This window comes from Comamonas sp. B21-038, assembly GCF_022387135.1.
Lineage (GTDB): Bacteria > Pseudomonadota > Gammaproteobacteria > Burkholderiales > Burkholderiaceae_C > Comamonas > Comamonas sediminis.
In genome coordinates this window covers 4,279,225-4,303,163 of the sequence record NZ_CP092462.1, presented here as the reverse complement: position 1 = coordinate 4,303,163, position 23,939 = coordinate 4,279,225, and the positions used below count along the sequence as shown (strand labels likewise).

Here is a 23,939-nt window from a genome sequence, read left to right as displayed (position 1 = left end):
ACCATGAGAATCTTGATTGATCTTCAAGGAGCGCAGTCTGCGAGTCGGCACAGAGGGATAGGCCGGTACACGCTTGCGCTGGCCTTGGCGATGGCTAAAAACAAGGGTGAACATGAGATTCATCTGTTGCTCAATGGCATGCTGGCTGAAACGATTCGGCCGATACGTGATGCGTTTAAGCCATGGATACCAGCCAATCACATCCATGTCTGGCATGCGCTCGCGCCGGTAAATAGCAGCGAGCCAGAAAATGCGGTGCGCCGAGGTATTGCAGCCATCATCAGAGAAGAGGCCATTTGCCAGATTCAGCCTGATGCGGTGCACATCAGCAGTCTCTACGACGGCTTCGGCGACAACTCGGTGCACAGTGTCCATGAGCGGGCGGGGTGCCCGGTAGCGGTCACGTTTTACGATGCGATCCCGTTGATCCAGGCATCCACCTATCTGGACAACGACACGGTCTATCGTGATCACTACTTAGCCTGTACTGCGCAAGCGAAAAAGGCAGATTTGCTGTTGGCCATATCTGAATCAGCAAGGCAAGAAGCCATCACGCACCTTCAGGTGGATTCACATAGCGTCGTCAACATTTCCTCGGCGATAGACCCCTGCTTCAGGCCGGTGAGCTATTCAGCCGAGCAAACACGTGATTTGCAAAGGCGCTTGGGTATTCGCAAGCCCTTTGTGATGTATTCCGGTGCAACGGATGAGCGTAAGAACCATAGAGGCCTCATCAGCGCATTTGCGCAGCTCTCAACTGATTTGCGCCATGCCCATCAATTGGTACTGGCCGGTGGGTTGCCACCAGATCACCGTGAGCAGCTAGAGGCCCATATACGCGACTGCGGATTGGGCCAGGCTGAGGTGGTGATTACGGGACGCATCAGCGATGACGACATGGTGCAGTTGTACTGCCAATGTGCCCTCTATGTGTTTCCGTCCTGGCATGAAGGCTTTGGCTTGCCGGCACTGGAGGCCATGTCCTGTGGTGCAGCCACCATTGGGGCCAACACTACCAGTGTTCCCGAGGTCATAGGATGGGAGCGAGCGCTCTTTGATCCGTATGATCCCGCAGACATAGCGCAAAAGATGGCCGAAGCGTTGACCGATGCAGACTTCCACCAAGAGCTTCGGGCGCACGCTTTAAGGCAGGCAACCCAGTTTTCCTGGGAGAACTCGGCGCTCCGAACCATTGCAGCGCTGGAGGACTTGGTCTCAAAGACGACCGTGACAGAGGCATCTGTTCGGTCGGATCTGCTGCCCGCCATTGCGCAGATGGCGGCGGAAGATGCAAGCCTGGACTTGATGGGCCTGTCGCAGGCCATTGCGCGTAACCACAGAGCTGCCAAACCGCAGTTATTGGTCGATATCTCAGAGCTGGTGCAGCGCGACGCCCGAACCGGGATTCAACGTGTAGTACGCAGCATTCTCCATGAATGGCTTTCACACCCGCCGGATGCCTATGAAGTCCGAGCCGTTTACGCGACGACAGAAAAACTCGGTTATCGCTACGCTGATCAATTTGTTCAGAATTTTTTGGGCAAGCCAGGCGCGTACGCGGCTGATCCGGATGCCGCCATTGATTACGCTTCCGGCGATATATTTTTGGCGCTAGATATGCAGCCGCAAGTGCAGATCTACCAGTCGCCCTTTTATCAGACTTTACGTAATCACGGCGTCGATGTGCGATTTGTGCTGTATGACTTGCTGCCCATCACGATGCCGCAGTTCTTTCCCGAAGGTGCTCAAGCTAACCATTCCCGTTGGGTAAGCGTGGCTGCGCAGACTGATGGGGTCATTTGTATATCGCAGTCTGTCGCGGATGAGTTCAAAGCATGGTGTCGAAAACAAGGATCAACAAACCTGCCGCAGATTGACTGGTTTCACATGGGGGCGGACATTGAAAGTTCTACTCCCAGCCAAGGACTGCCGGCCGATTCATCGGAAACACTCGATAAACTTTCCATGCGTCCGACCTTCCTGATGGTGGGGACAGTGGAGCCACGTAAAGGGCACGCTCAAGTCTTGGATGCGGCCAACGCCTTATGGAACTCTTCTACCGATTTCAACCTGGTGTTTGTTGGAAAGCAGGGGTGGAAGGTAGACAGACTGGTGGATGACTTACAAGGGCATCCCCAGCTCGGTGAGAGGCTCTTTTGGTTGCAAGGAATAAGTGATGAATATCTTGCAAAAGTATATGCGCAATCGGATTGTTTGATTGCCGCCTCTTATGGTGAGGGGTTTGGATTGCCCTTGATTGAGGCTGCTCAAATTGATCTCCCAATTATTGCTCGCGATATTCCGGTGTTTCGTGAGGTGGCCGGTGATTACGCTATATATTTTAATTCTGCAGCTGGGCTGGAAGCAGTGATCAGCAGTTATGTAGCTTCATTTGACAATCGCCAGGAAAGAAATTCTAAGCACATGCCGTGGCAGACTTGGGGGCAAAGCGCAGCGCAGCTACTTCAGCGTATTGCTACCAAGGTTGAAGTTTGAGAATATTTAACTGGTTATCTCCAGTGGCAGGTTTTGACATACTGAGAATGAGTAATGGTTATGTTTTAATTTAGTTGATAGTATGCCGCTGCAGCACGAAGATATGAAGGCTGCTGCAATGATTGAGATTTCCGAAATCTTGCCATCCTGATGTATGCTTTCGCGTCGTCAGAATATTATTTATGTACATCCAATGAAAAAAGCCATCATCACCGGTATCACCGGCCAAGACGGGGCCTACCTGGCCGAACTCCTCCTCTCCAAGGGCTACACCGTTTACGCCACCTTCCGCCGTACCAGCTCGGTCAATTTCTGGCGCATCGAAGAGCTGGGCATCCAGAACCATCCCAACCTGCACCTGGTCGAGTACGACCTGACCGATCTGTCGTCCAGCATTCGCCTGTTGCAGACCACAGAAGCCACCGAGGTGTACAACCTGGCGGCGCAGAGCTTTGTCGGTGTGTCGTTCGAGCAACCAGTGACCACGGCAGAAATCACCGGTCTGGGGGCCGTGAACCTGTTGGAAGCCATTCGTATCGTCAATCCCAAGGTGCGCTTTTACCAGGCCAGCACCTCGGAGATGTTTGGCAAGGTGCAAGCGGTGCCCCAGAAGGAAGACACGCCTTTCTATCCGCGCAGCCCCTATGGCGTCGCCAAGCTGTATGCGCACTGGATGACGGTGAACTACCGTGAGAGCTATGGCATCTTTGGCGCCAGCGGCATTTTGTTCAACCACGAAAGCCCGCTGCGCGGCCGCGAGTTCGTCACCCGCAAGATCACCGACAGCGTCGCCAAGATCAAGCTGGGCAAGCTCGATGTGATGGAGCTGGGCAATATCGACGCCAAGCGCGACTGGGGTTTTGCCAAGGAATATGTGGAAGGCATGTGGCGCATGCTCCAGGCCGATGAGCCCGACACCTTTGTGCTGGCCACCAACCGCACCGAGACCGTGCGCGACTTCGTGCGCATGGCCTTCAAGGGCGCCGGCATGGATGTGGATTTCCAAGGCAAGGCTGAGGATGAGACCGCCATTGATACTGCCACCGGCAAGACGGTGATGCGCGTCAATCCCAAGTTCTACCGCCCAGCTGAGGTGGAGCTGCTGATTGGCGACCCCGCCAAGGCCAAGGCCAAGCTGGGCTGGGAGCCGCATACCTCCCTGGAGCAGCTCTGCCAGATGATGGTCGAGGCCGATATGCGCCGCAACCAAGCCGGGTTCTCGTTCTGATGAACGCCGCTGCCAATGCCGTGGGTGCAGCAGCCCAAAAGCGGGTACTGCTGACAGGTGCGCAGGGGTTTACCGGTCAGCATCTGGTGCCCTTGCTGCGCGCTGCTGGCTGGGATGTCTGGTCGCTCGATCGCTCCGCGTCCGGTGGCGCTGGGCTGATTCCAGCAGCGCAGTGCCTGCAGGCGGATTTGCTCGACGAGGCAGCGCTGAAAAGCGCTGTTCACCAGATCAGTCCGCAGGCGGTGGTGCATTTGGCAGCGATTGCGTTTGTGGGCCACGGCTCGGCGGATGATTTCTACCGCGTCAATGTCGTGGGCACCCGCCACCTGCTGCAGGCATTGAGTACTTTGCCTGTCAAGCCGCAGTGCGTGTTGCTGGCCAGCAGTGCCAACATCTACGGCAACAGCCATGAAGGTGCCTTGCCCGAGAGCACCACCGCCAACCCTGCCAATGACTACGCCGTGAGTAAGCTCGCGATGGAATACATGGCGCGGCTGTGGCTGCCGCAGTTGCCGGTGGTGCTGGTGCGGCCGTTCAACTACACCGGCCTGGGCCAGTCGCCGCAGTTTCTGATCCCCAAGATCGTGGACCATGCGCTGCGCAAGGCCGACGTGATCGAGCTGGGCAACCTGGATGTGGACCGCGATTTTTCTGACGTACGCGATGTGGCGGCCGCCTATGTGCGCTTGCTGGATAGCGCCGCGCAGGGCACTGCAGTGGGTGGGGTGTTCAATGTCGGCTCGGGCCGCACCTGGTCGCTGCGCGACGTATTGGAACAGGTGCAGCAGATCAGCGGTCACACCATGGAGGTACGGGTGAATCCGGCCTTTGTACGTGCCAACGAGGTGCGCATCTTGCGTGCTGACACCACAGCGCTGGAGCAGGCCATCGGTGAGTGGCGCAGCTACCAACTGGAAGACACCCTGCGCTGGATGCTGCGGGCTTGAAGGACCTTATGGGTTTAGACATCATCTTGGGCGCTGATGCGCTCCATGCGCCGTTGACCGGCATTGGGCGTTACAGCTACGAGCTGGCCAGCCAACTGCGCCAGCATCCTGATGTAGACCGTTTGCGCTACTTTTCACATGGCCATTGGGTGGCAGATCCGTTGGCGGCGCTCGGTGGACAGAGTCCAAGCCCCACCGCTGCGGCGCCGGGTGTGCAAACCACCCCTCATACTGCGCCCACGTTGTTCACGCGTCTGCGTAGCACCTTGTCGGCCAACCGCGCAGCAGTGCGGGTGTACCAATCGCTGATGCCTGCCATTTCGCGTTGGCGAGTACGCGGGGAAGGGCAGGCCATCTTCCACTCCCCTAATTACCTGGTTCCGCCTTTCCCAGGCCGCACGGTCAATACCGTGCATGACCTCTCGCATGTGTTCTACCCCGAGTTCCACCCGCAGGCGCGTGTGGAATTCATGAACCTGGCTTTCGGCAGCAGCCTCAGGCACACCGAGCATGTGATCACCGATACGGAAACGGTGCGCCAGGAATTCATCCAGCACTTTGGCTGGTCGGCGGACAAGGTCACAGCCATTGGCCTGGGCATGGATGCCGCCTACCATCCGCGCAGCGATGCTGAACTGGCCCCTGTGCTGGCCAAGCATGGCCTGCAGCCGCGCAGCTACGCGCTGTATGTGGGCACGATCGAGCCACGCAAGAATATCGGCCGCTTGCTGCAGGCCTACGCGCAGCTGGACCCAGCCTTGCGCAAGGCTTGTCCGCTGGTGCTGGCAGGCGGCAAGGGCTGGAAATCCGAAGACATACACCGCCGCATGGAGCAGGCGGCCAACGAGGGCTGGCTGCACTACCTGTCCTATGTCGACCAGGCCGACCTGCCCATGCTCTATGCGGGCGCGCGCCTGTTCGCCTACCCTTCGCTCTATGAAGGCTTTGGCCTGCCGATCGTGGAGGCGATGGCCAGCGGCACGCCGGTGCTGACCTCGGACGCCTCCTGCATGCCCGAGGTGGCGGGCGGTGCAGCGGCGCTGGTCAACCCGCTGGACGTGGACGACATTCTGCGCGGTCTGCAACGCCATCTTGGAGACGAGGCATGGCTGCGCGATGCCAGTGCCAAGGGCTTGGAGCGGGCGGCCAACTACTCCTGGCAGCGCTGCGCAGCGGAGACCCTGGCGGTTTACAAGGCGCTGTAAGGCTGCATGGGTCTTCGCGCTTGTGGGTGCCTGTTAGATCTTGCTGTCGGGCCAATCCACAAACGAATGCCGCCACCCCGTCCACACCGCGGGCCCCTGCGCCATCTCCGCATCGCTCAGCAGGCAGCTGTCCAGCTGCGCGCGCAGCGCCGGCTCGTCCATGTCCATGCCGATCAACACCAGCTCCTGGCGGGCGTCGCCTACGCGGTCGTCCCAGGCTTGGCGTATCAAGGCCAGCGCCTCTGCGTCCTGCGGCCAGCGCTCTTCGGGCACGGCGGCCCACCAGTAGCCGGCGGCGCTGTGGCGCGCCACGGCACCGGCTTGTGACCACTGGCCGGCCAACGTCGGGTGGCTGGCCAGCCAGAAAAAGCCTTTGGAGCGCACCACCCCCGGCCATTCCTGGTTGATCAGCGCAAAAAAGCGCTCGGGGTGGAAGGGGCGGCGGGCGCGGTAGACAAAGCTGCCAATGCCATAGGCCTCCGTCTCGGGCTGGTGGCTGCCACGCAGCTCCTGCAGCCAGCCGGGGGCCTGGGAGGCCTGCTCAAAATCGAACAGGCCCGTTTGCAGCACCTTGTGCAGCGGCACCTGGCCAAACACGGCCAGCTCAATGCGGGCGCGGCGGTTCAGGCCCCGCAAGATGCCCATCAGCTGCTCGCGCTCGGCGTCAGACACCAGGTCGGCCTTGTTGAGCACAATCACATCGCAGAACTCGATCTGCTCGACCAGCAGGTCGACCACGGTGCGCTGGTCCTCATCCCCCAGCGATTGGCCACGGGCTCGCAGATGGTCGCGCGAGCTGTAGTCACGCAGAAAGTTGAAGGCATCGACCACCGTGACCATCGTGTCCAGCTGCGCCACATCGCCCAGGCTGCGGCCGTCCTCGCCGGCAAAAGTAAAGGTCTCGGCCACCGGCAATGGCTCGGAGATGCCGGTGGACTCGATCACCAGCTGGTCAAAGCGGCCTTCGCGGGCCAGGCGGCTGACTTCTACCAGCAGGTCCTCGCGCAGGGTGCAGCAGATGCAGCCATTGCTCATCTCCACCAGCTTCTCATCGGTGCGCGACAGCTCAGCCCCGCCCTGGCGCACCAGGGCGGCGTCGATATTGACTTCGGACATGTCATTGACGATGACCGCCACGCGCCGGCCTTCGCGGTTGTTCAGGATGTGATTGAGGAGCGTGGTTTTGCCGGCCCCCAGAAAACCGGAGAGCACGGTGACGGGGAGCTTGGTTGGGCGTGCTGTTGCCAGTGGGGAGAAGAGGGTGGTGGAAGTCATCGTGGAATGCGGGGTTGGCGCTGGCTCGGGCGGCTTGCTGCATGCCCAGGTCAGCGCTGGGTGGTGCATGTGTTCGTGATGCGATATGTTATAACATAACACAATCAAGCTGAATTTTCTCAAGCGTTCACTGGGAACCGGGGTTGGCAGCTGTTGAGATGTGGAAAGGACAGCGATGATTCCCCGAACCTACGCGCAGTGGCGGCACTGCATCACCGTCGAATGCGGCATCCCCTTGAGCGCGGACTACATTGCGCAGCGGCTGGCGGTCTGGCGCAATGCGGAGTTGGAGGAGACGCAGCGCTTCAGGCGCCTGTACGGCGATGCGCATTGGCAGGCGGTGCAGCGCTGGTTGCTGCAAGCCGCCCAAGAGCAGGAGCGCGCCGCTGCGGAGCCCCCGCTGGCGGCGTCCGCATAGCAGAGCGGCTAAACTCGGGCCTCTGCCTTTGTTGTCACCATGTCCACAGCCGCCAAAACGCCCCCGCCCGAGTTGACCAAGCACCAAGCGCTGGTGCTGCAAGCGCTTGCGCGTGAGGCCAATCCAGCCAGTGCCTATGCCTTGCTGGACCAGCTGCGTGACGAGGGCCTGCGTGCGCCCCAGCAGGTCTACCGCGCGCTGGACAAGCTGATCGAATACGGCCTGGTGCACCGGGTCGAGAGCCTCAACTCTTTTGTGGTCTGCGCGCATGCCCATGCCGAAGGCCATGACCATGGCCTCGTGGTGTTCGCTATCTGCGATAGCTGCGGCCAGGTCGATGAGTTCCTGGAGCCTGCGGTAGAGCGGCGCCTCAAGACCTGGTCCAAGGCCAACGGCTTCCGGCCCAGCAGCACCCATGTCGAGATGCATGGCACCTGCAGCCGCTGCGCTGCTGCGCCCGCCGCTTAGCGCGCCGGATCGCTGTTTCTCTCCCTTTCCTGTACCGCGTTTCTTCCCGCACCGCTAGGCCGCCGTGGTCAGGCAGAGCCGCGCTTTTTTCGCCAGTCTGGTGTTTTGATGTTATAACATCACATTTTTGAAATGTGCCAGGTGTTTAGCCGGTGCCGCCCAGCGCAATCTGGGTGCGCGGCACCTGCGAATGGGCGAGCTATGAGATCAATACACACAACCAGGCGCCGCAGCGCCTTGCAGGCCTCGGCGCTGGCGCGTTGCCTGCTGGCACTGGGCCTGAGCGCGCTGCTATGGGGCGTGGTGGCATGGGCGGTACAACAGCCATGATGCAGTCCGTTCCCCCTTTGCCAGTGCCGGGCTGCAGCGTGGACTTTGAACTCTCCAACCTGGGCCTGGGCTATGGCGGCAGGCTGGCACTGCGCGGTGTCAGCGGGCAGTTTGCCGCCGGATCGATGACGGCCATCGTCGGCCCTAACGGGGGCGGTAAATCGACCCTGCTCAAGGGCTTGCTGGGGCTGCTTGCGCCCATGCAAGGGTCGCTGCGCTGCCGCTATCCGCGTGCGGCACTGGGCTATCTGGCGCAGGCCTGCGAGGTGGAGCGTGACTTTCCCATCAGTGTGGAAGACTTCGTCAGCCTGGGCCTGTGGGCGCAAACCGGCGCGCTGGGGCCGGTCAGTGATGCGCAGCGTGCGCAGATCGGTGCAGCGCTGGCCACGGTAGGCCTGCAAGGCTGGCAGCCGCGCTGGATTGCCGAGCTCTCGGGCGGGCAGTTTCAGCGCATGCGCTTTGCCCGGCTCTGGGTACAGAACCCGCCGGTGATCTTGCTGGACGAGCCATTTACCGGCGTTGATGAGCCCTCCGTCGATGTGCTGCTGCAGCTGTTGCAGCAGTGGCATGCGCGGGGCAGAACGGTGCTGGCCGTGCTGCATGACCGCGAGATGGTGCAGCGGTATTTCCCGCAGGCATTGGCACTGGCGGGGACGCAGCTGGCCTGGGGCGACACCGCCGATGTGCTGCCGAACCTGACAGCGCGCGCTACCGCCAGGAGGCGTGCATGATGGCCGAGCTGTTGTGGCATCCCTTTGTGGACTACGGCTTCATGCGCCGCGCGCTGGCCGGCTGCCTGGCCTTGAGTGCGGGCGCTGCGCCCTTGGGCACCATCTTGCTGCTGCGCCGCATGAGCCTGGTGGGCGACGCCATGTCACATGCCATCTTGCCGGGCGCGGCCCTGGGCTATTTGCTGTTTGGCCTGTCCCTGCCGGCGATGACGATCGGCGGCCTGGCCGCGGGCCTGGTCGTGGCCATGCTCTCGGGTGTGGTGACCCGCTACACCGCCTTGCGCGAAGACGCAAGTTTTGCCGGTTTCTACCTGATCTCGCTGGCGCTGGGCGTGTTGCTGGTCTCGCTGCGCGGCTCCAATGTGGATCTGCTGCATGTGCTGTTCGGCTCGGTGCTGGCGCTGGACGATCCCACCCTGTACCTGACCGCCACCATCGCCAGCCTGTCGATGCTGGGCCTGGCGCTGATGTACCGGCCCTTGCTGATGGAATGCCTGGACCCCGGCTTTTTGCGCCTGCAGGGGCGCATGGGCAGCATCAGCCATGCGCTGTTCATGCTGCTGCTCGTGCTCAACCTGGTGGGGGGCTTCCATTCGCTGGGCACCTTGATGGCCGTGGCCCTGGTGGTGTTGCCCGCCGCCAGTGCGCGGTTTTGGCTGCGCGGCGTGGGCCTGCAGATGGCGCTGTCCACCGGTATCGCGATGGCCGGCAGCGTGCTGGGCCTGCTGCTGTCCTACCACGCGGGCATTGCGGCATCGGCCGCCATCACCTTGAGCCTTGGCGGCCTGTACCTGCTGTCGCTCTGCCTGGGCCGGCTGGGCAGCGTGCGCGCGCAGCGCCACAGGCCGGGCAACGATTCTGTGTCTGAACCAATGGGAGTATCCGAATGAGCAACTTTTACCTGAACCGCCGCGCGATGCTGGGGCTGGCGCTGACCAGCGCCTTGCCGGCCAGCGCCGTCTGGGCTGCGGGCCAGCCGCTGCCCGTCGTGGCCAGTTTTTCCATCTTGCAGGATCTGACGCGCCAGGTGGGCGGTGACTTGGTGACCGTCTCTGCGCTCGTCGGCGCCGACGGCGATGCCCATGTGTTTGAGCCCACGCCGCAGCAGGCGCGCCAGCTGCAGCAGGCCAAGGTGCTGGTGGCCAATGGCCTGGATTTTGAGGGTTGGTTGCCGCGCCTCAAGAAGGCCGCAGGCTTCCAAGGCCAGGAGATCATCGCATCGCAGGGCATTGCGGTACGCGCCTTGCCCAAGGGCCAAGGACACGATCACAAACAGGACCCCGGGCATGACCACGGCGCTAACAAGGCGGGGCATGACCACGACCATGGGCACGGCCACCACCATGGCCCCAATGACCCCCATGCCTGGCAGGACGTGAAAAACGCCATCGTCTATGTGCGCAATATCGCCAAGGGCCTGGCCACGGCAGACCCGGCCAACGCGGCCCGCTACGACCAGCAGGCCACCCAGTACATTGCCCGCCTGACTGCGCTGGATGCCAGCCTGCGCCAGCGCTTTGCCGCCGTGCCCGCAGCGCGGCGCACCGTCGTCAGCACCCACGATGCCTTTGGCTACTTTGCCCAGGCCTATGGCCTGCGCTTTGTGCCGGTGCGCGGCCTGTCGACTGAATCCGAGCCCTCCGCCCGCGACATGGCGGCGCTGGTCAAGCAGGTGCGCGAAGAGCGCATCGGCGCCATTTTCCTGGAGAACATCTCCGACCCGCGCCTGCTCGAGCAGCTGTCGCGCGAGACGGGTGCTGCCATTGGTGGCCGGCTCTACTCCGATGCGCTGTCGCCTGCAGGTGGCCCCGCTGCCACCTATATCGACATGGTCGAGACCAACGCTGCCACCTTGCTCAAGGCCTTGCAAGCGGGCTGACCAACGCTGGTTGCAGAGCACGCTGCCTGTCCCTGCGCCAACGCAGGCAGCGTGTATGCTGCACCCGGCTTCTTAGCGGCTGCGCCAAAGCCGACCGGCTGCGTTACCTCCTCGGTTTGCACCGGCGGTCCTTTGCACTGCCGCTGTGGTCGGGGCTGTCCTCGTGGTCTTCCACCGCAGCGCATCTGTAAGCTTGATCTTTCTCAAGATGCACATTTGCAACGGCATTTTGGATTTTGTGAGCAGATACATGAAATTGAATGTATCAACATTGCGCCGCGACGCCACGCAAAGCCGGGCTACGGGCTGGGCGCGGCTCTCTGCCGGTGTGGACGCCAGCGTCTGATGATTTGTTGCCTGCGTTGCTATCAAAACTTCCTTGCCTGCAGATGTCGGTGCGGCCAAGCGCCGAGCCGCTGGCCCGTGACTCAGCGCTGATCTTCAGCGTAGTTATTGAATCTTGGTATATCTATTGACGTAAGTTATTGGTAAGAAACCACCGGGCATCCCCTATGATGCGGCCTTGTTAGAAATAATATGAATTTCTAAATATCAATAAATTCTATTGATGATTGGGTCGGTGGCTGCTCATCTCCATGCCTCAATGCGATCTCTTCATCCAATGGACTAGAGGATTGCAGCGCCACGCGCAAGCGGGTGAGGGAGGGTGTCATGATGGTGTTTCAAGCAGTAGGCCAACGGCTGCCGGCTCAACCTGCAAGCCGCCGTGCCGTGCGTCTGGCAATCGCGCCCGCGCGGCGCGGCTTCACGCTGATCGAGGTCATGATTGTGGTCGCCATTGTGGCGATTCTGTCGGCGATTGCCTTGCCCAGCTACAGCGAGTACATCAAGCGGGGCCAGATTGTGGAAGGCATCACTCCGTTGGCCGATATGGGCGCCAAGATGGAGCAGTTCTACCAGGATAACCGGACGTACCGAAATGCTTGTGAAAGCAAGATAGCTGCCCAGCCATCGGATACCAAACGCTGGGGCTACAGGTGCGATCCGCGGGGGAGCAGCTACACCGTCAGGGCAACCGGCAAGGGATCTATGTTGGGCTTCGAATTTGTCCTGACCCACGAAGGTGCCCGCAATACCGCCAGCGTGCCACCTGGCTGGACCAAAGGCACGGGCTGCTGGTCCATCCGAAGAGACGGGAGCTGCTGATGGCTACGTTTCGCTATAGCCAAGGCGTTACCCTGATCGAGCTGATGGTGGGCTTGGCCCTCACCGTCTTTTTGCTGTTGTTGGCGATTCCATCGGTCTCCGTTTACATCCTCGATTCCAAAATCCGCGCGGCCGCCCAAGCCTACTACGATGGTGCGCAACTGGCGCGGGCCGAAGCGCTGCGCCGCAATGCCTATGTGGCCCTTGGCATGACTGACAGCAACCTGGGCTGGACAGTCACGGTAGGCAACTCACAAATCGCCAGCAAAACCGTGGAAAGTGCAACCGGCCTGACTGTGGAGGCGGAACAAAGCACCGTCACCTTTGACAGCGTGGGCCGGACCCCGCAAGCCAATGCGGTGAACTTCAAGCCCACCAATGCGACCTGTCTCGAAGACAGTGGCGCCCAGCGCTGTCTGCGCGTGCTTATCTCGCCCGGTGGCCAGGTGCGCATGTGTGACCCAGCGGTCAGTGCCGACGGAGACAACCGGAAATGCTGATGCCTCGTATGACCGCGCCTGCATATGCGGCGGCAAGTGGCCAGCGGGGCATGATGCTGATCGAGTCATTGGTCGCCATCATGATCATCGTGTTTGGCATTCTGGGCATTGCCGGGCTTACTGCGCGATCGGTCAACTGGTCGGGCCAGGCGCATTACCGCACTGAGGCAGGCATGTATGCAGCCCAGATTGTGCAGGCCATCTCGCTTCGGGTGGATCGCAGCTCGCCTGAGGCGCTGGCTGCATCTCTGCAAAATATGCAGCACCAGCCGGATGGCAGCCTGGAGCTTTGCAGTTTCAGCGGGAAGCAGGCAGAAAACGTCGACGTCCTCAATTTGCTGTCTGCCGCGCGAGGTGGCCCACAACATGTGCAGGGCCTCCCAGGTGGAGTGCCGACAAGGCAGCAGATTTTGGTGAATACCAGCAATGGGTTGAACCAAGTGACGGTCACGCTGTGCTGGCTGTCTCCGCAGGACGCGGCATTGCGCAATTACCAGATTCAGGCCTATGTGCACTAGCCTCCATCCTATGGACACAGGCAGCATGGCCTGGTTGCAACGGATCCGGCTTGCAGGATGCCGCCATCCGCAACGCTCGCTACAAGGCCAAGCTGGTTTTTCCATCATCGAAATCCTGATTGGCCTAGCTATTGGCCTGGCCAGCATGCTTGTCATCTACCAGCTCTATGGCGTGTCAGAGAAGCAGCGCCGTACGGTCTCCTCTGTGAGCAACGCCCAAACCGCTGGCGCATTGGCGCTATTCAGCATCGAGCGTGATATTCGCTCCGCCGGCCTGGGCTTTGCTTCGATGGAGCCTCGGCATTTGGGCTGCTCGGTGCAGGCGCATAACAATGGCCGCGCCTTTACGTTCCCGCTAGTGCCTGTGCGTATCACAGCCACCAGTGGAAATACGCAGTTGTGGGTGCTCACCGGCTCGTCCGCCAACATGGTGATGGGCTCACGCTACGAGGCCAGTGCCAACGGCGTCTTCAGCATGGAGAAATCCAATGCCGGCTTGCATGCCGGCGATGTGGCCGTGGGTACCTCAGACACCAATACCCAAGAGTGCTTGCTGATGGAAATCACCGCTGGCGCCCGCTCCACGGTGGCTACGGATTCGGGCAGCGAACCCTATCCCGACAAGCGCGTGAGCCAGGGTGCCGGAAGCTATAGCAACTTCTACACCGGAACGAGCGTAACCCCTCGTTTTAACGGCGGCAGCCGCCGCAACATGCTAGATGGCGGCACCACCAGCCCGGGTGAAGGGGCGCTTTACAACCTGGGTCCCGAGCCGCAGTTGCACGTCTGGAGCCTGCAGGGCAATGAGCTGGTCTATTACAACTTTCTGAACGAGACCAGCGAGAGCAGTGTGTCTGTCGCACACGATGTGCTCAGGTTTCAGGCGGAGTATGGCTATGACATCAACGGAGATGGCCAGATTGACAACCGGGCTGAGTGGACAGCTTCGCCGTCGTCGACCGGCTCCAACACCGAACCGGACTGGGAGAAGGTGCTTGCCGTACGCATAGCGGTGGTAGTACGCAGCTCACAATACGAGCGTGACGAGGTCACCCAAAGCCCACCACGCTGGGCCAGTGGCAGCAAGCAGTTCTGGACAGATGACGACGCGCCCGACTCGGACTGGAAGCACTACCGCTACCGCGTCTACGAAAGCGTGATCCCGCTGCGCAACACCCTGTGGGGGCAACTAGCACCATGACGATCCGATACCGCCAACCATTTCCCGCCACGCGTCCACACAGCGCACGCGGCGTCGTGCTGCTGGTCGCACTGGTCGTGCTTTTGGTAATGACGCTCACCAGCCTGGCGCTGGTGCGTACCACCACGACGGGCTCTTCCATCGCGGGCAGCCTGGCACTCAAACAAACAGCCACTACCGGTGCCGACCTGGGCCTGGAGTATGGGCTGGCACAACTCGATCAGCTGTCGCAAAACGGCGCGGCGCTGGACGGTGACAACGCCGGCGCAGGCTACTTTGCCAGCTTCGACCCCAGGGTCGCGGCCAAGGAGCTGCTATGGGATGCCAGTGGCAAACAAGCCACCGCCGATGACGGCTTGGGCAATGAAGTGCGCTACATGATCCATCGCCTGTGCAGCGCAGCGGGCCCACTGAATGCCGCAGGCCAATCGTGCGTGGCACCCGAAGGCACCGGCTGCCCCGGCTCATCCGACAGCCCTGGCAGCGTAGTGCCCTGCAATGACCGGCCCATGTACCGCATCAGCGCGCGTGCAGTGGGCCCGCGCGCCACCGTGAGCTATGTGCAGATGACCGTGTATTGATGACGGCAGCGCGCAGGCGCGCCCCCTGGCATGGCCCTTACTCCCGGGCAGCAGCCAACGACGAGAACCAAGGAGAGGGAAATGCTTCAAAAATTCAAACCCCCGCTGCGATGGCCCCGGGCCGCAAGCCTGTGGGCCATGCTCGCTGCTGCCACCGTAGTGGCTGGCTTGTTTGCCAGTAACGCAGCCGCCGACTCCACATCCAGCGATGCGGTCGATATTGCCGATGTCCCGCTGGGCATTCTGGGCGACCAGACCAAGCCCAATGTGATGCTGCTGCTCGACACCTCGGATTCGATGAAATGGAGCCACATGCCCGATGGCTGGGAGCGGCGTGAAACCAAGTACTTCCCGGTGGGCTACAAAAGCGCGCTGTGCAACGCGCTTTACTACAACCCCGATACCAGCTACCCGCTGCCCAAGCAGGCCGATGGCACCACCGACATGCCCGTGCCCACTTTCTCCGCAGCTTGGAAGGACGGCTACGACCAGTCGCAGGGCGTCGTCAATCTCGCCACCTCATTTCAGGCATACGACGCTAATACGCGCAGCCGTGACCTCTACGTCGATCCACCGCAGCGTGCCTATCACTTCGTTTGGACGCCTCGCGACAGCCGCTTCCCCACCATGCCCAGCTGGGAACGCGAAGAAACCTGTACCTGGCCCGCAGAGCCCAAACTGTTTGACGATGACGGCAGCGTGCAAGTCAGCGACTTGGTCAACATGTTTGTCAGCGGGGTGCCCAATGGTCGTGTGACGGGGCGCTGGTCGCGCGTGAGGATCACGGCGGCAAAAGAGCGCAACTTTGCCATCTGGTACAGCTACTACCGCACGCGCATCAACATGGCCAAGTCCTCCGTCAGCCTGGCCTTTGGCACGCTGAACGACAACTTCCGCATCGGCTTCATGACGGTGGCCAAGCCCGGCTCGGGCGCGCACAGCCACTTCCTGCCGGTGAAGGATTTCTGGGGCACCGACAAGCAGACCTGGTTCCAGACCATCCAGAGCGCCAAAACCGGGGGCACCTCCCCCACGCGCGAGGCCCTGGCCCGTGTGGGCCGCTACTACGCCGGCAAAAGCGACAGCATCAACGACACGATGCTGCCCTTTGTCGACCCCGTCATCTCCGCCTGCCAGCGCCACTACACCATCGTCACCACCGACGGCTACTGGAACACCGGCCAGGAGACCAAGGGCAGAGGCCCGGTGCAGATCGATGGCGTGACCCTGGTCGGCCAGCAAGACGGCCCGCCGCTGGGTCTGACGCCGCCAGAGGGCTTGATTCCGCGTCCTATTTACGATGGTTCGGTCAGTGGCTACCGCCTGGCGCACGATGCCGATGTCGATTACGCACTGGCCAGCTGCAGGCTTGGCTGGAGAGTGACGGTGCCTGGGGGAGGCACCAAGACCGAGACGATCTATAAGCGAGTCGCTAAAAAGGACAACTTTTATCAACAATGGTATTACGGCAATCTAATCTGGTGGCGCAAGGAAGTCAGCCAGAGCATGCAGATCTTCCGCAAAGCGCCGGCCTCGATCGGCAATGACCTGATGAGCACCCGCCAGTACTGGACTGCCCAGGGCAGGCACACGGTTACCAAGAACCTGCACCAGCAGCGCCTGAGTTGGAACTACATCAATAAAAAGCAGTACCGTAACAAGCTCACCACCACTTGGAGTACCGAAACCCAGACGCCTTGGGCGCGGGCCACAGCCACTCAAGTGCGCGAGAAGCGCTACTTCTACTGGTACAAAGACCCGGCGCAGGGCGAAGTGGAGTTGAAGACCACGGACAAGTCGGTCTGCGAAGCCTTTCCCAGCGGCTGTACGGTGGAGCCGCGCGGCGGGGACAGCTGGAAAGTGGTACAGGCTTGTACCCCCGGCATGGCTGGTGATTACAACGTGGAGTGCGATGGCCCCCGCCAAGAAGATGTCGGCATCTCGATGTGCAGCCGCAATGGCCAGTTTGTACCGGGCGTGGGCACCATTGCTTGCGAAGGCGTCGCCGTTCCCGCCTATAGCGGCCCGGTACTGACCTGCAATAACCTGCATCCCCAACTGGCTGCCGCTATCCGGGCCGCTGGGGGCAACACGGCTTTGGTGCAATACAGCAATTGCGACAGCAGCCACCGCCAGGAAAGCTATGTGTCAGAAGAGCAGTGCATCAGCGAAGCTGGCACCCAGGCCAACGGCTTTCGCCATACCAGTTGTGCGCGCGAAGCAGTCAATGGGTTTGAAGGAGAGACCGACAACAGCTGCCAAGTGACCAGCACGCCGGCATGGGACGCTGCGAGCAACACCTACACCGAATGCACGCAGCAAAGTGCTTCGGAAATGGTCGCGTCCTGCCAACCCGGTTCACTGCCTGACCAGCCGGGCCGCATCGACGTGCGGTGCGCAGGCCGAGGCATACCGCAGAGCAGTACGGTTGCGTCGCGCAACTGTCAGGCAGGCATCGAGGGTGACTATGCCGTCAGTTGCACCGATGCCCAGAGCGTCTGGGGCCCGCCGACGAACACTTGTAGTGAGGGGATCGGTCCTGACTATGACTTGAGTTGTGAGCGGCGCACCACCCCCTGGCGCGGCGTGGCCTCCTGCACGCCAGTGGCACCCAGTTTTTCTAATGGCTGGGTCGGCACAGAGTGCCAAAACACCCCGGTTCAACCACCGGAATCGGGTTTTTGCACGCCGGCCCGTGGCAAGGAAGGCCTGCTGCCGCCGTCGCCCACACCCGCCAACCCTGCCACTTGCACCCCGCAGGTCGCGACGCCAGAAAACGGTTGTATCTACAGCGTGTGCCAACAGGTGAGTAGCGAGCCCGAACTGGTTTCTGCCTGTGTCGTCAATGCACCCAGGGCCCCCGATTGGGTGCGGACCTCCTGCGAGGGACAATCGGATCCGGAACGAAATGTTCCCAACTGCACAGATCCGATTGTGGACGGGTATAAAAAACTGGGTCTGTGCGTTTTTAGAAATTCTGGAGAAGACATGCGCTATGGCACCTGCGCAGCCCGGTTGGCAAATCTGCCCTTCGGACCGCAGCCAAGGCCAGAAAACGACTATGTCACAAGCGCTTGTTATTCCTTCGACGGAAGCACCTCCGATGGTGTGACTTACCTGCAGTCTGAAGCTGAATTCGCTGCCTGCGAAGAGAGCACCGATGCCAATGGCGTGGAGTACCTGTGCGTGAAGGAAGGCCCTGTAACGATTGACGTGCCCCAAGGTGAGTTGTGCGTGCCTGGCTATAACCGCTATACCCGCAAGGTGACCGACTGCAGTGGTGTGGGTGTGGGTTCCACGGAGATTTATCCCACCAGACCAGCCCGCTGCCCGGCAGAGACCTGCGAAGAGGTCACCGGCAGAAAGAAGGTCTACAGCGGCCACCGCTGGACCGACCATGTGACCCTGACAGGTACCGCCGAAACGGGCCGTACCCTGGTCAGCCCTCCAGGACGGGTCGCGTTCAATGGCGACCTGGAATCGCCTGCGATCTGCTATCCGCTTGAACCCGCGCAGCAACTGCCGCCCGCCGGAAGACCCCAGCCCGGCACAGCCCCCTGGGCCGCGTTGCCAGCAACGCACACCCGCTGCGGCAGCCTGCCCTGCAACGAGGACCACCTGAACCCGGCTACGGGCGGCAGCAGCAATTCGCTGGCCGATGTGGCGCAGTACTACTACGCCACCGATCTGCGCCCCGGTGACGAGAACAGTACCCCACGCGGCTGGCCCAACCAGGTGCGGCCGGTGGGCACAGGGGCCGAGGATGACAAGGCCACCTGGCAGCACATGAGCACCTATGTGATCGGCATGGGGGTATCGGGCACGTTGAAGTACCACAAGGACTACAAGGCTGGCGCGGGCGACTTTGCCGATCTGCGCAGCGGCCTCAAAACCTGGCCCATCTGGCCGCGTGAAGGGGCCAATGAGGAGAGCCCGGAATCCATCGATGACTTCTGGCACACGGCCGTCAATGGCCGGGGCCTGTATTTCAGCGCCAATGATCCATCAGCCATCCAGTCCGGCCTGGCAGAGGTGTTTGCCGATATCCGCGCGGCGCTGGGCTCTGGCGGCAGCGTGGGCGTGACCTCGCCGATCACCGAAGCGGGCAACAACTTTGCCTATGCCGCCACCTACCGCACTGGCCGCTGGTCGGGCGATCTGCAGGCTTTTGAGATTGGCCTCAGCTCCGGCAAACGCACGCAAATCGAAGGCTGGTCGGCCAAGGATGCGCTGGACAGGCGCGACCTGGCAACTGACAACCGACGCATTCTGTTCATGAACGGGGGCAGGCTGGCCGAATTTACCTACGCCAACCTGGGCAGCCTGCGCAGCCATTTCGAAGCGTCCGCCATCAGCACCCGCCTGGCCCAGTACGCGCAGATGAACGATGCGCAAAAGGAGGCCGCCCAAGGCGCCAATCTGGTGAACTACCTGCGCGGTGACCGCAGCCTGGAAGACTTTGCGCTGGGCGATGTGCGCAAGCTTTACCGCCCGCGTGAAAGCCGCCTGGGCGACATCATTAGCTCGCAACCCCTGTACGTGGGCAAGCCCACGCGCCGCTACCGCGATGCCGGGTATGCCGCCTACCGCCTGAGCCAGCAAAACCGCAGGCCCATGGTGTATGTGGGCGGCAATGACGGCATGCTGCATGCCTTCCATGCCGAAACCGATCTGCGCAAGACAGAAACCATTGGCGGCCGAACGGTACCCGTGGCCGCGCGCGAAGCCTGGGCCTTTGTCCCCACCGCCGTGATGCCCGAAATGGCACGCCTGGCCAGTGTGGACTACGACAGTGCCCACCGCTACTTTGTCGATGGCTCGCCCGTCGTGGCCGATATCCACGACGGCAGCGCCTGGAAGACCATCCTTGTCGGCGGCTTCAACAAGGGGGGCAAGGGCTACTACGCGCTCGACATCACCAACCCGCTGCAACCCCAGCCGCTGTGGGAAGCCAGCCTGCCCGAGATGGGCCTGAGCTTTGGCCGGCCTATGGTCTCCAAACACCCCAATGGCACCTGGGCGGTGTTCCTCACCTCGGGCTACAACAATGCCGATGGCAAGAACCATGTGTTTGTGCTCAATGCCAGCACCGGCGCGACCATCGCGCAAATGACCACCCCCAGCGGCACCGGCCTGCGTGAGATCAACAACTACTTGCGCGACCCTGCCGGCGACAACACCACCCGCTTGCTCTATGGCGGCGATCTGGACGGCAATGTCTGGCGTTTCCAGTGGGATGTGGCCGCGAGCCAGTTCCAAGTGCAGCGCGTGGTACGGTTGACCGACGACGGCGGGCAGCCACAACCCGTCACCACACGGGTAGAGCTGGTACAAGGCGGCACGCAGCTGCCGCGCATTCTGGTCGCCACCGGCCGCTTGTTTGGCCCAGCGGATATGACGGACGACAAGCGGCAATCGATTTACGGCTTTGATGACAAGCCGGAAGGCTATGCCATGAGCGGTCCCGCCTTCCGGGCAGACCTCAAGAAATCCGAGCTCAGGGCGACCACCGATGTGACCGGCAAGATTGTCCGTACGCTGCGCTGCGCAAGCCGTGACCATGCCGTCTGCAATGACCGCCGCAAAGGCTGGTATGTCGATCTGCCCATCGATCGTGAACGGGTGAACGTCAATATGCTGTTGGCCGGCACCACCTTGGTGGTGGCCAGCAATGTGCCATCCGACGAGCCTTGCCTGGCAGGCGGCTATGGCTGGCTCAACTACCTCAACTTTGAGACAGGGTTGGCGGTAAACGGCAACCCGGAAGGCGGCCCCGCTGGCGAGCAGGTACCCGATACGATGATCGTCGGCAATGCGCTGACGGCTAACCGGGATGGCACCGTGACCAGCCACATCCAGACCGGTGTCGTGGGAACGCCGATTGATATCGTCATCCCCGTGGCGACCCCCAAGCCACAGGGTAAACGCATCAGCTGGCGCGAGGCGGTGACCAACTAAGCACTGAGCCGCTCACACGTAAAATCAAAGGCCACCACAGAGTTTTATCTGTGGTGGCCTTTTTTACCGTTCAGCGTACGGTAGGCGCTGTGGCTGGTCAGGCGTTCGGGGATGGGGCCCAGCACTCACCGGGGCTCCGCCCCCGGCGCCGCCGCCGGCAAACCGGTGCCCAGCTGCAGTACCGCCGTCACCATTGTCCCGGCAGGGCTCGATTGCACGCTGAAGCTGGCGCCCAGGCGCTGGGCGCGTGCGGCCATGCTGCGCATGCCCACCGATTGGCCAGCGCGCTGCACCGCCTGCACATCAAAGCCCACGCCATCGTCCTCGACCCGCACCAGCAGCTGGTTGGGCTTGGGCTGTGAATACTCCACCCGCACCTTGCTGGCATGGCTGTGCTTGATGACGTTGGACAGCGCCTCCTCCACCAGCCGGGTCAGCAGCAGGCACTGCAGCGCATTGGGGCGCTTGCCTTCTTCGACCGTGCCCTGCCATTGCGCGGCAATGCTCCAGTGCGTCTGCACACCAATCTCATCGAGGATGCGGGTGATGCGGTGGCGCAGCGGTGCGGCCCATTGCACAGGGGTCTCAGGCACTGCCGCGCCAGCGCTGGAGCCGTAGTCGATCAGCTGGTTGAGGTCGTCGCGCATGCCTTTGAGCAGCGACAGCACGCGCGCGCTGCTGATGGTGTCGGGCGACTGCTCCACCAGCGCCATGCTGCGCACCAGGCTGCCGCCCAGGCCATCATGCAGGTCATGGGCCAGGGCCATGCGCTCCTGCAACTTCGCGTTCTCCAGCGCCTGCAGATGCTCGCGCTGCAGGGCCTGGGCCAGCTCGCTGCGGGCCGATTCCACGCCCACCTTCAGCTCGCGGTTGAAGCGCCGCACCTCGTGCATCTGCCGTACCAGCTGGCCGCCCAGCAGCAGCATCAGCAGGCCGATCACCAGCACGCCGCTGAGCGCCGCCCAGTCGCGCGCCACCTGCCAGCGGTCCAATACCGAATAGAGGTTGTTCAGCGCCACCAAGGTCAGCAGCAGCCAGATGCAGGCGAGCAGGATATGCGCCAGATTGCGCGGCCGTTTGCGCGGAAACCAGGCATGGACCTGGAACTGCAGCCCATTGACCAGGAACACCGCCGTCGCGCCCTGCCACACCAGGCTGAAGCCCTGGCGTGCATGCTCGGGCGGCACCAGGCAGGTGATGGCAGCGCCGATGAAGGCCAGCAGCCACAAAAAGCGCTCCACCCAGGGCAGCTTCTGCGCACCAAAGCGGAATGTGAAAATGCACACGCTCAGCACATAGCCGAGCAAGGCAATAAGGCTGAAGCGGCTGCGGGTCAGCGAATCGGGCCAGGGCCACTGGGTGCCCGCCAGGTAGGTGCTCAGGTACAGCATCCAGCACAGGGCCATCAGCGCAAACCAGCCATAGGTGCGGGCCTTGCGCTGCAGCAGCCAGATGCTGAAAAACAGCACACCCGCCATGGCACAGAGCACGGCATTGACAAAGTAGACCGTGCGCTGGCGCCATTGCTTGCCCGCTTGTACATCGGCTACTTCCTGCGGCGTGCCCAGGCGCAGCTGGCCCAGGCCGGGGCTCAGCGCCCGGTGGCCGACCGCGTAGACATAGATGGTATTGGTGCCTGGCTGCAGCGTCGATTCCGGCAGCAGCCACCAGCGCGGCACATTCCAGCTGCGCGACAGCGGCTCGACCAGCGAGGCATCGCTCCACAGCAGGTCATGGTTCACATAGACCGCTCCCGCCACGCTGATGCCATCGATGCCCAGCGCAACCGCCGTCGGTGCCACGGCAGACTCGGCATCGAGCACCTGCGGTGGGCCATCACAGGCGCGTTCCCAGGCAATGCGGTACCAGACGGCGCCATCGTGCGTGGGCCAGCGGCTGGTCCACAGATCGGGCAGCGTGACCGGCTCCCAGCCATCGGCCGGGGCGGGCAGGGCGGGGTTGAGCGTGCTGGCGCGGGCGGCATCGGTCTGCAGAATCCGCACGCTGCAGCTGGCCACGTTGCTGGTGCCCGATGGCGGCTGTTGGGCCATGGCCGGCCCTGCCCACAGCCAAAACCACAGTGCGAGCAGATACGCCCCGGCTTGCAGCAGCCGGGGAAGGGGGTTCCAGCGCCGGCTCACTCAATCATTCCCCGGGCACGCGCTTCGCGCACGGCCATCATGCGCGACGAGACCGCGAGCTTGCGGTAAATGCGCTTGACATGGCTCTCCACAGTGTGGCGCGACAGATGCACTTCGTTGGCGATTTCCCGGTTGCTCATGCCATCGGCGACCAGGCGCAAAATCTCGGCCTCACGGGGTGTCAGGCCCACGTCCAGCTCGCCACTGTGGGCTGCGGGGGTGGCGCTGCCCGCCGGCTTGGGCGCACGCATGGGCAGCAGCTGCAAGATGCGCCGCGCGATGAAGGGGTCTATCGGTGCACCACCCCGCAGTACGCTGCGGATGGACAGCATCACCTCAAAATCATCGCGCTGCTTGAGCACATAGCCGGTGGCCCCGGCGCGCAGCGCGCTCAGGATCAGCTCTTCGGAGCTCCAGGCCGACACCACCAGAATGCCCAGGCCCGGGTCTTCGGCCCGCAGCTCTTCGATCAGCGACTGGCCATTGCCGTCGGGCAGGCGCAGATCCACCAAGGCCAGGCCCACCGGCTCTTCGGCCACCACGGCACGGGCTTCGGCCAAGGTGCCGGTAAAAATCAGCGCATCGTCCTCATAGCCCAGCTGCCTGAGCACCTGGCGCAAGCGTTGCTGCAAAAGCGGCTCGTCCTCCACGACCAACACCGGGACCGGCAAAAGGGCATCTTCAACAAGCAACGAGGGTTCAAGCATGGGCAACCAGACAAACGCGGGGGTGGACCCCCGCGATGGTATGCGAGTGAACAAAAAATGCCATCCCTGAAACTGGGGAATTTGTCGGGAATGGTGTTGTAACGGCGCTGCGTTGTTTTGGCGTCTATCTCGCCGTGGTAGCCCGGAAACCGATAAAGGCCTGTGTTCCATAAATGGGGGCTGTGCCCT

At 62.0% G+C, this 23,939-nt stretch carries 19 protein-coding genes; 16 read left to right on the top strand and 3 right to left on the bottom strand.

The features are described from left to right. Window positions 1-3 precede the first annotated feature (3 nt). From MJ205_RS19525 to MJ205_RS19510, 4 genes are all read left to right on the top strand, one after another. Window positions 4-2,496: a glycosyltransferase family 4 protein gene (locus tag MJ205_RS19525; protein ID WP_239809971.1), complete on the top strand. Its 2,493-nt coding sequence runs from the start codon at window positions 4-6 to the stop codon at window positions 2,494-2,496. 193 nt (window positions 2,497-2,689) lie between these two features. Beyond that, complete coding sequence (gmd, locus tag MJ205_RS19520) at window positions 2,690-3,724, top strand: GDP-mannose 4,6-dehydratase (protein WP_239809970.1); 1,035 nt, start codon at window positions 2,690-2,692, stop codon at window positions 3,722-3,724. Further along, complete coding sequence (locus MJ205_RS19515; protein WP_239809969.1) at window positions 3,724-4,671, top strand: NAD-dependent epimerase/dehydratase family protein; 948 nt, start codon at window positions 3,724-3,726, stop codon at window positions 4,669-4,671. Before gmd ends, MJ205_RS19515 begins: the two co-directional genes overlap by 1 nt. Window positions 4,672-4,679: 8 nt before the next feature. Next, window positions 4,680-5,876, top strand: a complete 1,197-nt coding sequence (locus tag MJ205_RS19510; protein ID WP_239809968.1) for a glycosyltransferase family 4 protein — start codon at window positions 4,680-4,682, stop codon at window positions 5,874-5,876. A gap of 33 nt (window positions 5,877-5,909) precedes the next feature. Here the strand turns inward: MJ205_RS19510 and zigA are convergent, their stop codons facing one another. Further along, window positions 5,910-7,151, bottom strand: coding sequence for a zinc metallochaperone GTPase ZigA (gene zigA, locus MJ205_RS19505; RefSeq protein WP_239809967.1), 1,242 nt, complete (start codon window positions 7,149-7,151; stop codon window positions 5,910-5,912). A 175-nt stretch (window positions 7,152-7,326) separates the two neighbouring features. On the opposite strand from zigA, the gene MJ205_RS19500 reads away from it, so the two are divergent. From MJ205_RS19500 to MJ205_RS19445, 12 genes are all read left to right on the top strand, one after another. Then, window positions 7,327-7,569 (top strand): hypothetical protein, encoded by a 243-nt coding sequence (locus tag MJ205_RS19500; RefSeq protein ID WP_239809966.1) that lies wholly within the window; start codon window positions 7,327-7,329, stop codon window positions 7,567-7,569. 39 nt (window positions 7,570-7,608) lie between these two features. Next, window positions 7,609-8,037 carry a Fur family transcriptional regulator gene (locus MJ205_RS19495; protein ID WP_239809965.1) on the top strand — a complete coding sequence of 143 codons (429 nt, stop codon included), beginning with the start codon at window positions 7,609-7,611 and terminating at the stop codon, window positions 8,035-8,037. Between the two features lie 201 nt (window positions 8,038-8,238). Continuing rightward, complete coding sequence (locus MJ205_RS23705) at window positions 8,239-8,367, top strand: hypothetical protein (RefSeq protein ID WP_256460943.1); 129 nt, start codon at window positions 8,239-8,241, stop codon at window positions 8,365-8,367. Further along, window positions 8,367-9,098, top strand: coding sequence for a metal ABC transporter ATP-binding protein (locus MJ205_RS19490; RefSeq protein ID WP_239809964.1), 732 nt, complete (start codon window positions 8,367-8,369; stop codon window positions 9,096-9,098). Before MJ205_RS23705 ends, MJ205_RS19490 begins: the two co-directional genes overlap by 1 nt. Beyond that, window positions 9,098-9,988: a metal ABC transporter permease gene (locus tag MJ205_RS19485; protein WP_239809963.1), complete on the top strand. Its 891-nt coding sequence runs from the start codon at window positions 9,098-9,100 to the stop codon at window positions 9,986-9,988. The genes MJ205_RS19490 and MJ205_RS19485 overlap by 1 nt, the downstream gene beginning before the upstream one ends. Then, window positions 9,985-10,977: a metal ABC transporter substrate-binding protein gene (locus MJ205_RS19480; RefSeq protein WP_239809962.1), complete on the top strand. Its 993-nt coding sequence runs from the start codon at window positions 9,985-9,987 to the stop codon at window positions 10,975-10,977. Before MJ205_RS19485 ends, MJ205_RS19480 begins: the two co-directional genes overlap by 4 nt. 672 nt (window positions 10,978-11,649) lie before the next feature. Continuing rightward, entirely contained in the window at window positions 11,650-12,144 is a 495-nt protein-coding gene (locus MJ205_RS19470) for a type IV pilin protein (RefSeq protein ID WP_305852701.1), read from the top strand. Continuing rightward, window positions 12,144-12,644 (top strand): GspH/FimT family pseudopilin, encoded by a 501-nt coding sequence (locus MJ205_RS19465; RefSeq protein ID WP_239809961.1) that lies wholly within the window; start codon window positions 12,144-12,146, stop codon window positions 12,642-12,644. Before MJ205_RS19470 ends, MJ205_RS19465 begins: the two co-directional genes overlap by 1 nt. 8 nt (window positions 12,645-12,652) lie before the next feature. After that, window positions 12,653-13,162: a hypothetical protein gene (locus MJ205_RS19460; RefSeq protein ID WP_239809960.1), complete on the top strand. Its 510-nt coding sequence runs from the start codon at window positions 12,653-12,655 to the stop codon at window positions 13,160-13,162. 205 nt (window positions 13,163-13,367) lie between these two features. Beyond that, complete coding sequence (locus MJ205_RS19455) at window positions 13,368-14,363, top strand: PilW family protein (RefSeq protein WP_239809959.1); 996 nt, start codon at window positions 13,368-13,370, stop codon at window positions 14,361-14,363. Continuing rightward, entirely contained in the window at window positions 14,360-14,944 is a 585-nt protein-coding gene (locus MJ205_RS19450; RefSeq protein ID WP_239809958.1) for a pilus assembly PilX family protein, read from the top strand. The genes MJ205_RS19455 and MJ205_RS19450 overlap by 4 nt, the downstream gene beginning before the upstream one ends. A gap of 81 nt (window positions 14,945-15,025) precedes the next feature. After that, entirely contained in the window at window positions 15,026-20,902 is a 5,877-nt protein-coding gene (locus MJ205_RS19445) for a PilC/PilY family type IV pilus protein (RefSeq protein ID WP_239809957.1), read from the top strand. A 125-nt stretch (window positions 20,903-21,027) separates the two neighbouring features. On the opposite strand, the gene MJ205_RS19440 is transcribed toward MJ205_RS19445, so the two are convergent. Together MJ205_RS19440 and MJ205_RS19435 are read right to left on the bottom strand one after the other, a co-directional pair. Then, entirely contained in the window at window positions 21,028-22,953 is a 1,926-nt protein-coding gene (locus MJ205_RS19440; RefSeq protein WP_239809956.1) for a sensor histidine kinase, read from the bottom strand. 86 nt (window positions 22,954-23,039) lie between these two features. Beyond that, window positions 23,040-23,750 (bottom strand): response regulator, encoded by a 711-nt coding sequence (locus MJ205_RS19435; RefSeq protein ID WP_239809955.1) that lies wholly within the window; start codon window positions 23,748-23,750, stop codon window positions 23,040-23,042. Between the last annotated feature and the right edge of the window lie 189 nt (window positions 23,751-23,939).

What these genes read in the sequence shown, in the direction of transcription:
- MJ205_RS19450 (WP_239809958.1), top strand. Translation starts at nt 14,360, where the DNA reads ATGACGATCCGATACCGCCAACCATTTCCCGCCACGCGTCCACACAGC.
- zigA (WP_239809967.1), bottom strand. Translation starts at nt 7,151, where the DNA reads ATGACTTCCACCACCCTCTTCTCCCCACTGGCAACAGCACGCCCAACC.
- MJ205_RS19485 (WP_239809963.1), top strand. Translation starts at nt 9,098, where the DNA reads ATGGCCGAGCTGTTGTGGCATCCCTTTGTGGACTACGGCTTCATGCGC.
- MJ205_RS19495 (WP_239809965.1), top strand. Translation starts at nt 7,609, where the DNA reads ATGTCCACAGCCGCCAAAACGCCCCCGCCCGAGTTGACCAAGCACCAA.
- MJ205_RS19440 (WP_239809956.1), bottom strand. Translation starts at nt 22,953, where the DNA reads ATGGCCCAACAGCCGCCATCGGGCACCAGCAACGTGGCCAGCTGCAGC.
- MJ205_RS19435 (WP_239809955.1), bottom strand. Translation starts at nt 23,750, where the DNA reads ATGCTTGAACCCTCGTTGCTTGTTGAAGATGCCCTTTTGCCGGTCCCG.
- MJ205_RS19510 (WP_239809968.1), top strand. Translation starts at nt 4,680, where the DNA reads ATGGGTTTAGACATCATCTTGGGCGCTGATGCGCTCCATGCGCCGTTG.
- MJ205_RS19445 (WP_239809957.1), top strand. Translation starts at nt 15,026, where the DNA reads ATGCTTCAAAAATTCAAACCCCCGCTGCGATGGCCCCGGGCCGCAAGC.
- MJ205_RS19465 (WP_239809961.1), top strand. Translation starts at nt 12,144, where the DNA reads ATGGCTACGTTTCGCTATAGCCAAGGCGTTACCCTGATCGAGCTGATG.
- MJ205_RS19525 (WP_239809971.1), top strand. Translation starts at nt 4, where the DNA reads ATGAGAATCTTGATTGATCTTCAAGGAGCGCAGTCTGCGAGTCGGCAC.
- MJ205_RS19470 (WP_305852701.1), top strand. Translation starts at nt 11,650, where the DNA reads ATGATGGTGTTTCAAGCAGTAGGCCAACGGCTGCCGGCTCAACCTGCA.
- MJ205_RS19480 (WP_239809962.1), top strand. Translation starts at nt 9,985, where the DNA reads ATGAGCAACTTTTACCTGAACCGCCGCGCGATGCTGGGGCTGGCGCTG.
- MJ205_RS19490 (WP_239809964.1), top strand. Translation starts at nt 8,367, where the DNA reads ATGCAGTCCGTTCCCCCTTTGCCAGTGCCGGGCTGCAGCGTGGACTTT.
- MJ205_RS23705 (WP_256460943.1), top strand. Translation starts at nt 8,239, where the DNA reads ATGAGATCAATACACACAACCAGGCGCCGCAGCGCCTTGCAGGCCTCG.
- gmd (WP_239809970.1), top strand. Translation starts at nt 2,690, where the DNA reads ATGAAAAAAGCCATCATCACCGGTATCACCGGCCAAGACGGGGCCTAC.
- MJ205_RS19515 (WP_239809969.1), top strand. Translation starts at nt 3,724, where the DNA reads ATGAACGCCGCTGCCAATGCCGTGGGTGCAGCAGCCCAAAAGCGGGTA.
- MJ205_RS19500 (WP_239809966.1), top strand. Translation starts at nt 7,327, where the DNA reads ATGATTCCCCGAACCTACGCGCAGTGGCGGCACTGCATCACCGTCGAA.
- MJ205_RS19460 (WP_239809960.1), top strand. Translation starts at nt 12,653, where the DNA reads ATGACCGCGCCTGCATATGCGGCGGCAAGTGGCCAGCGGGGCATGATG.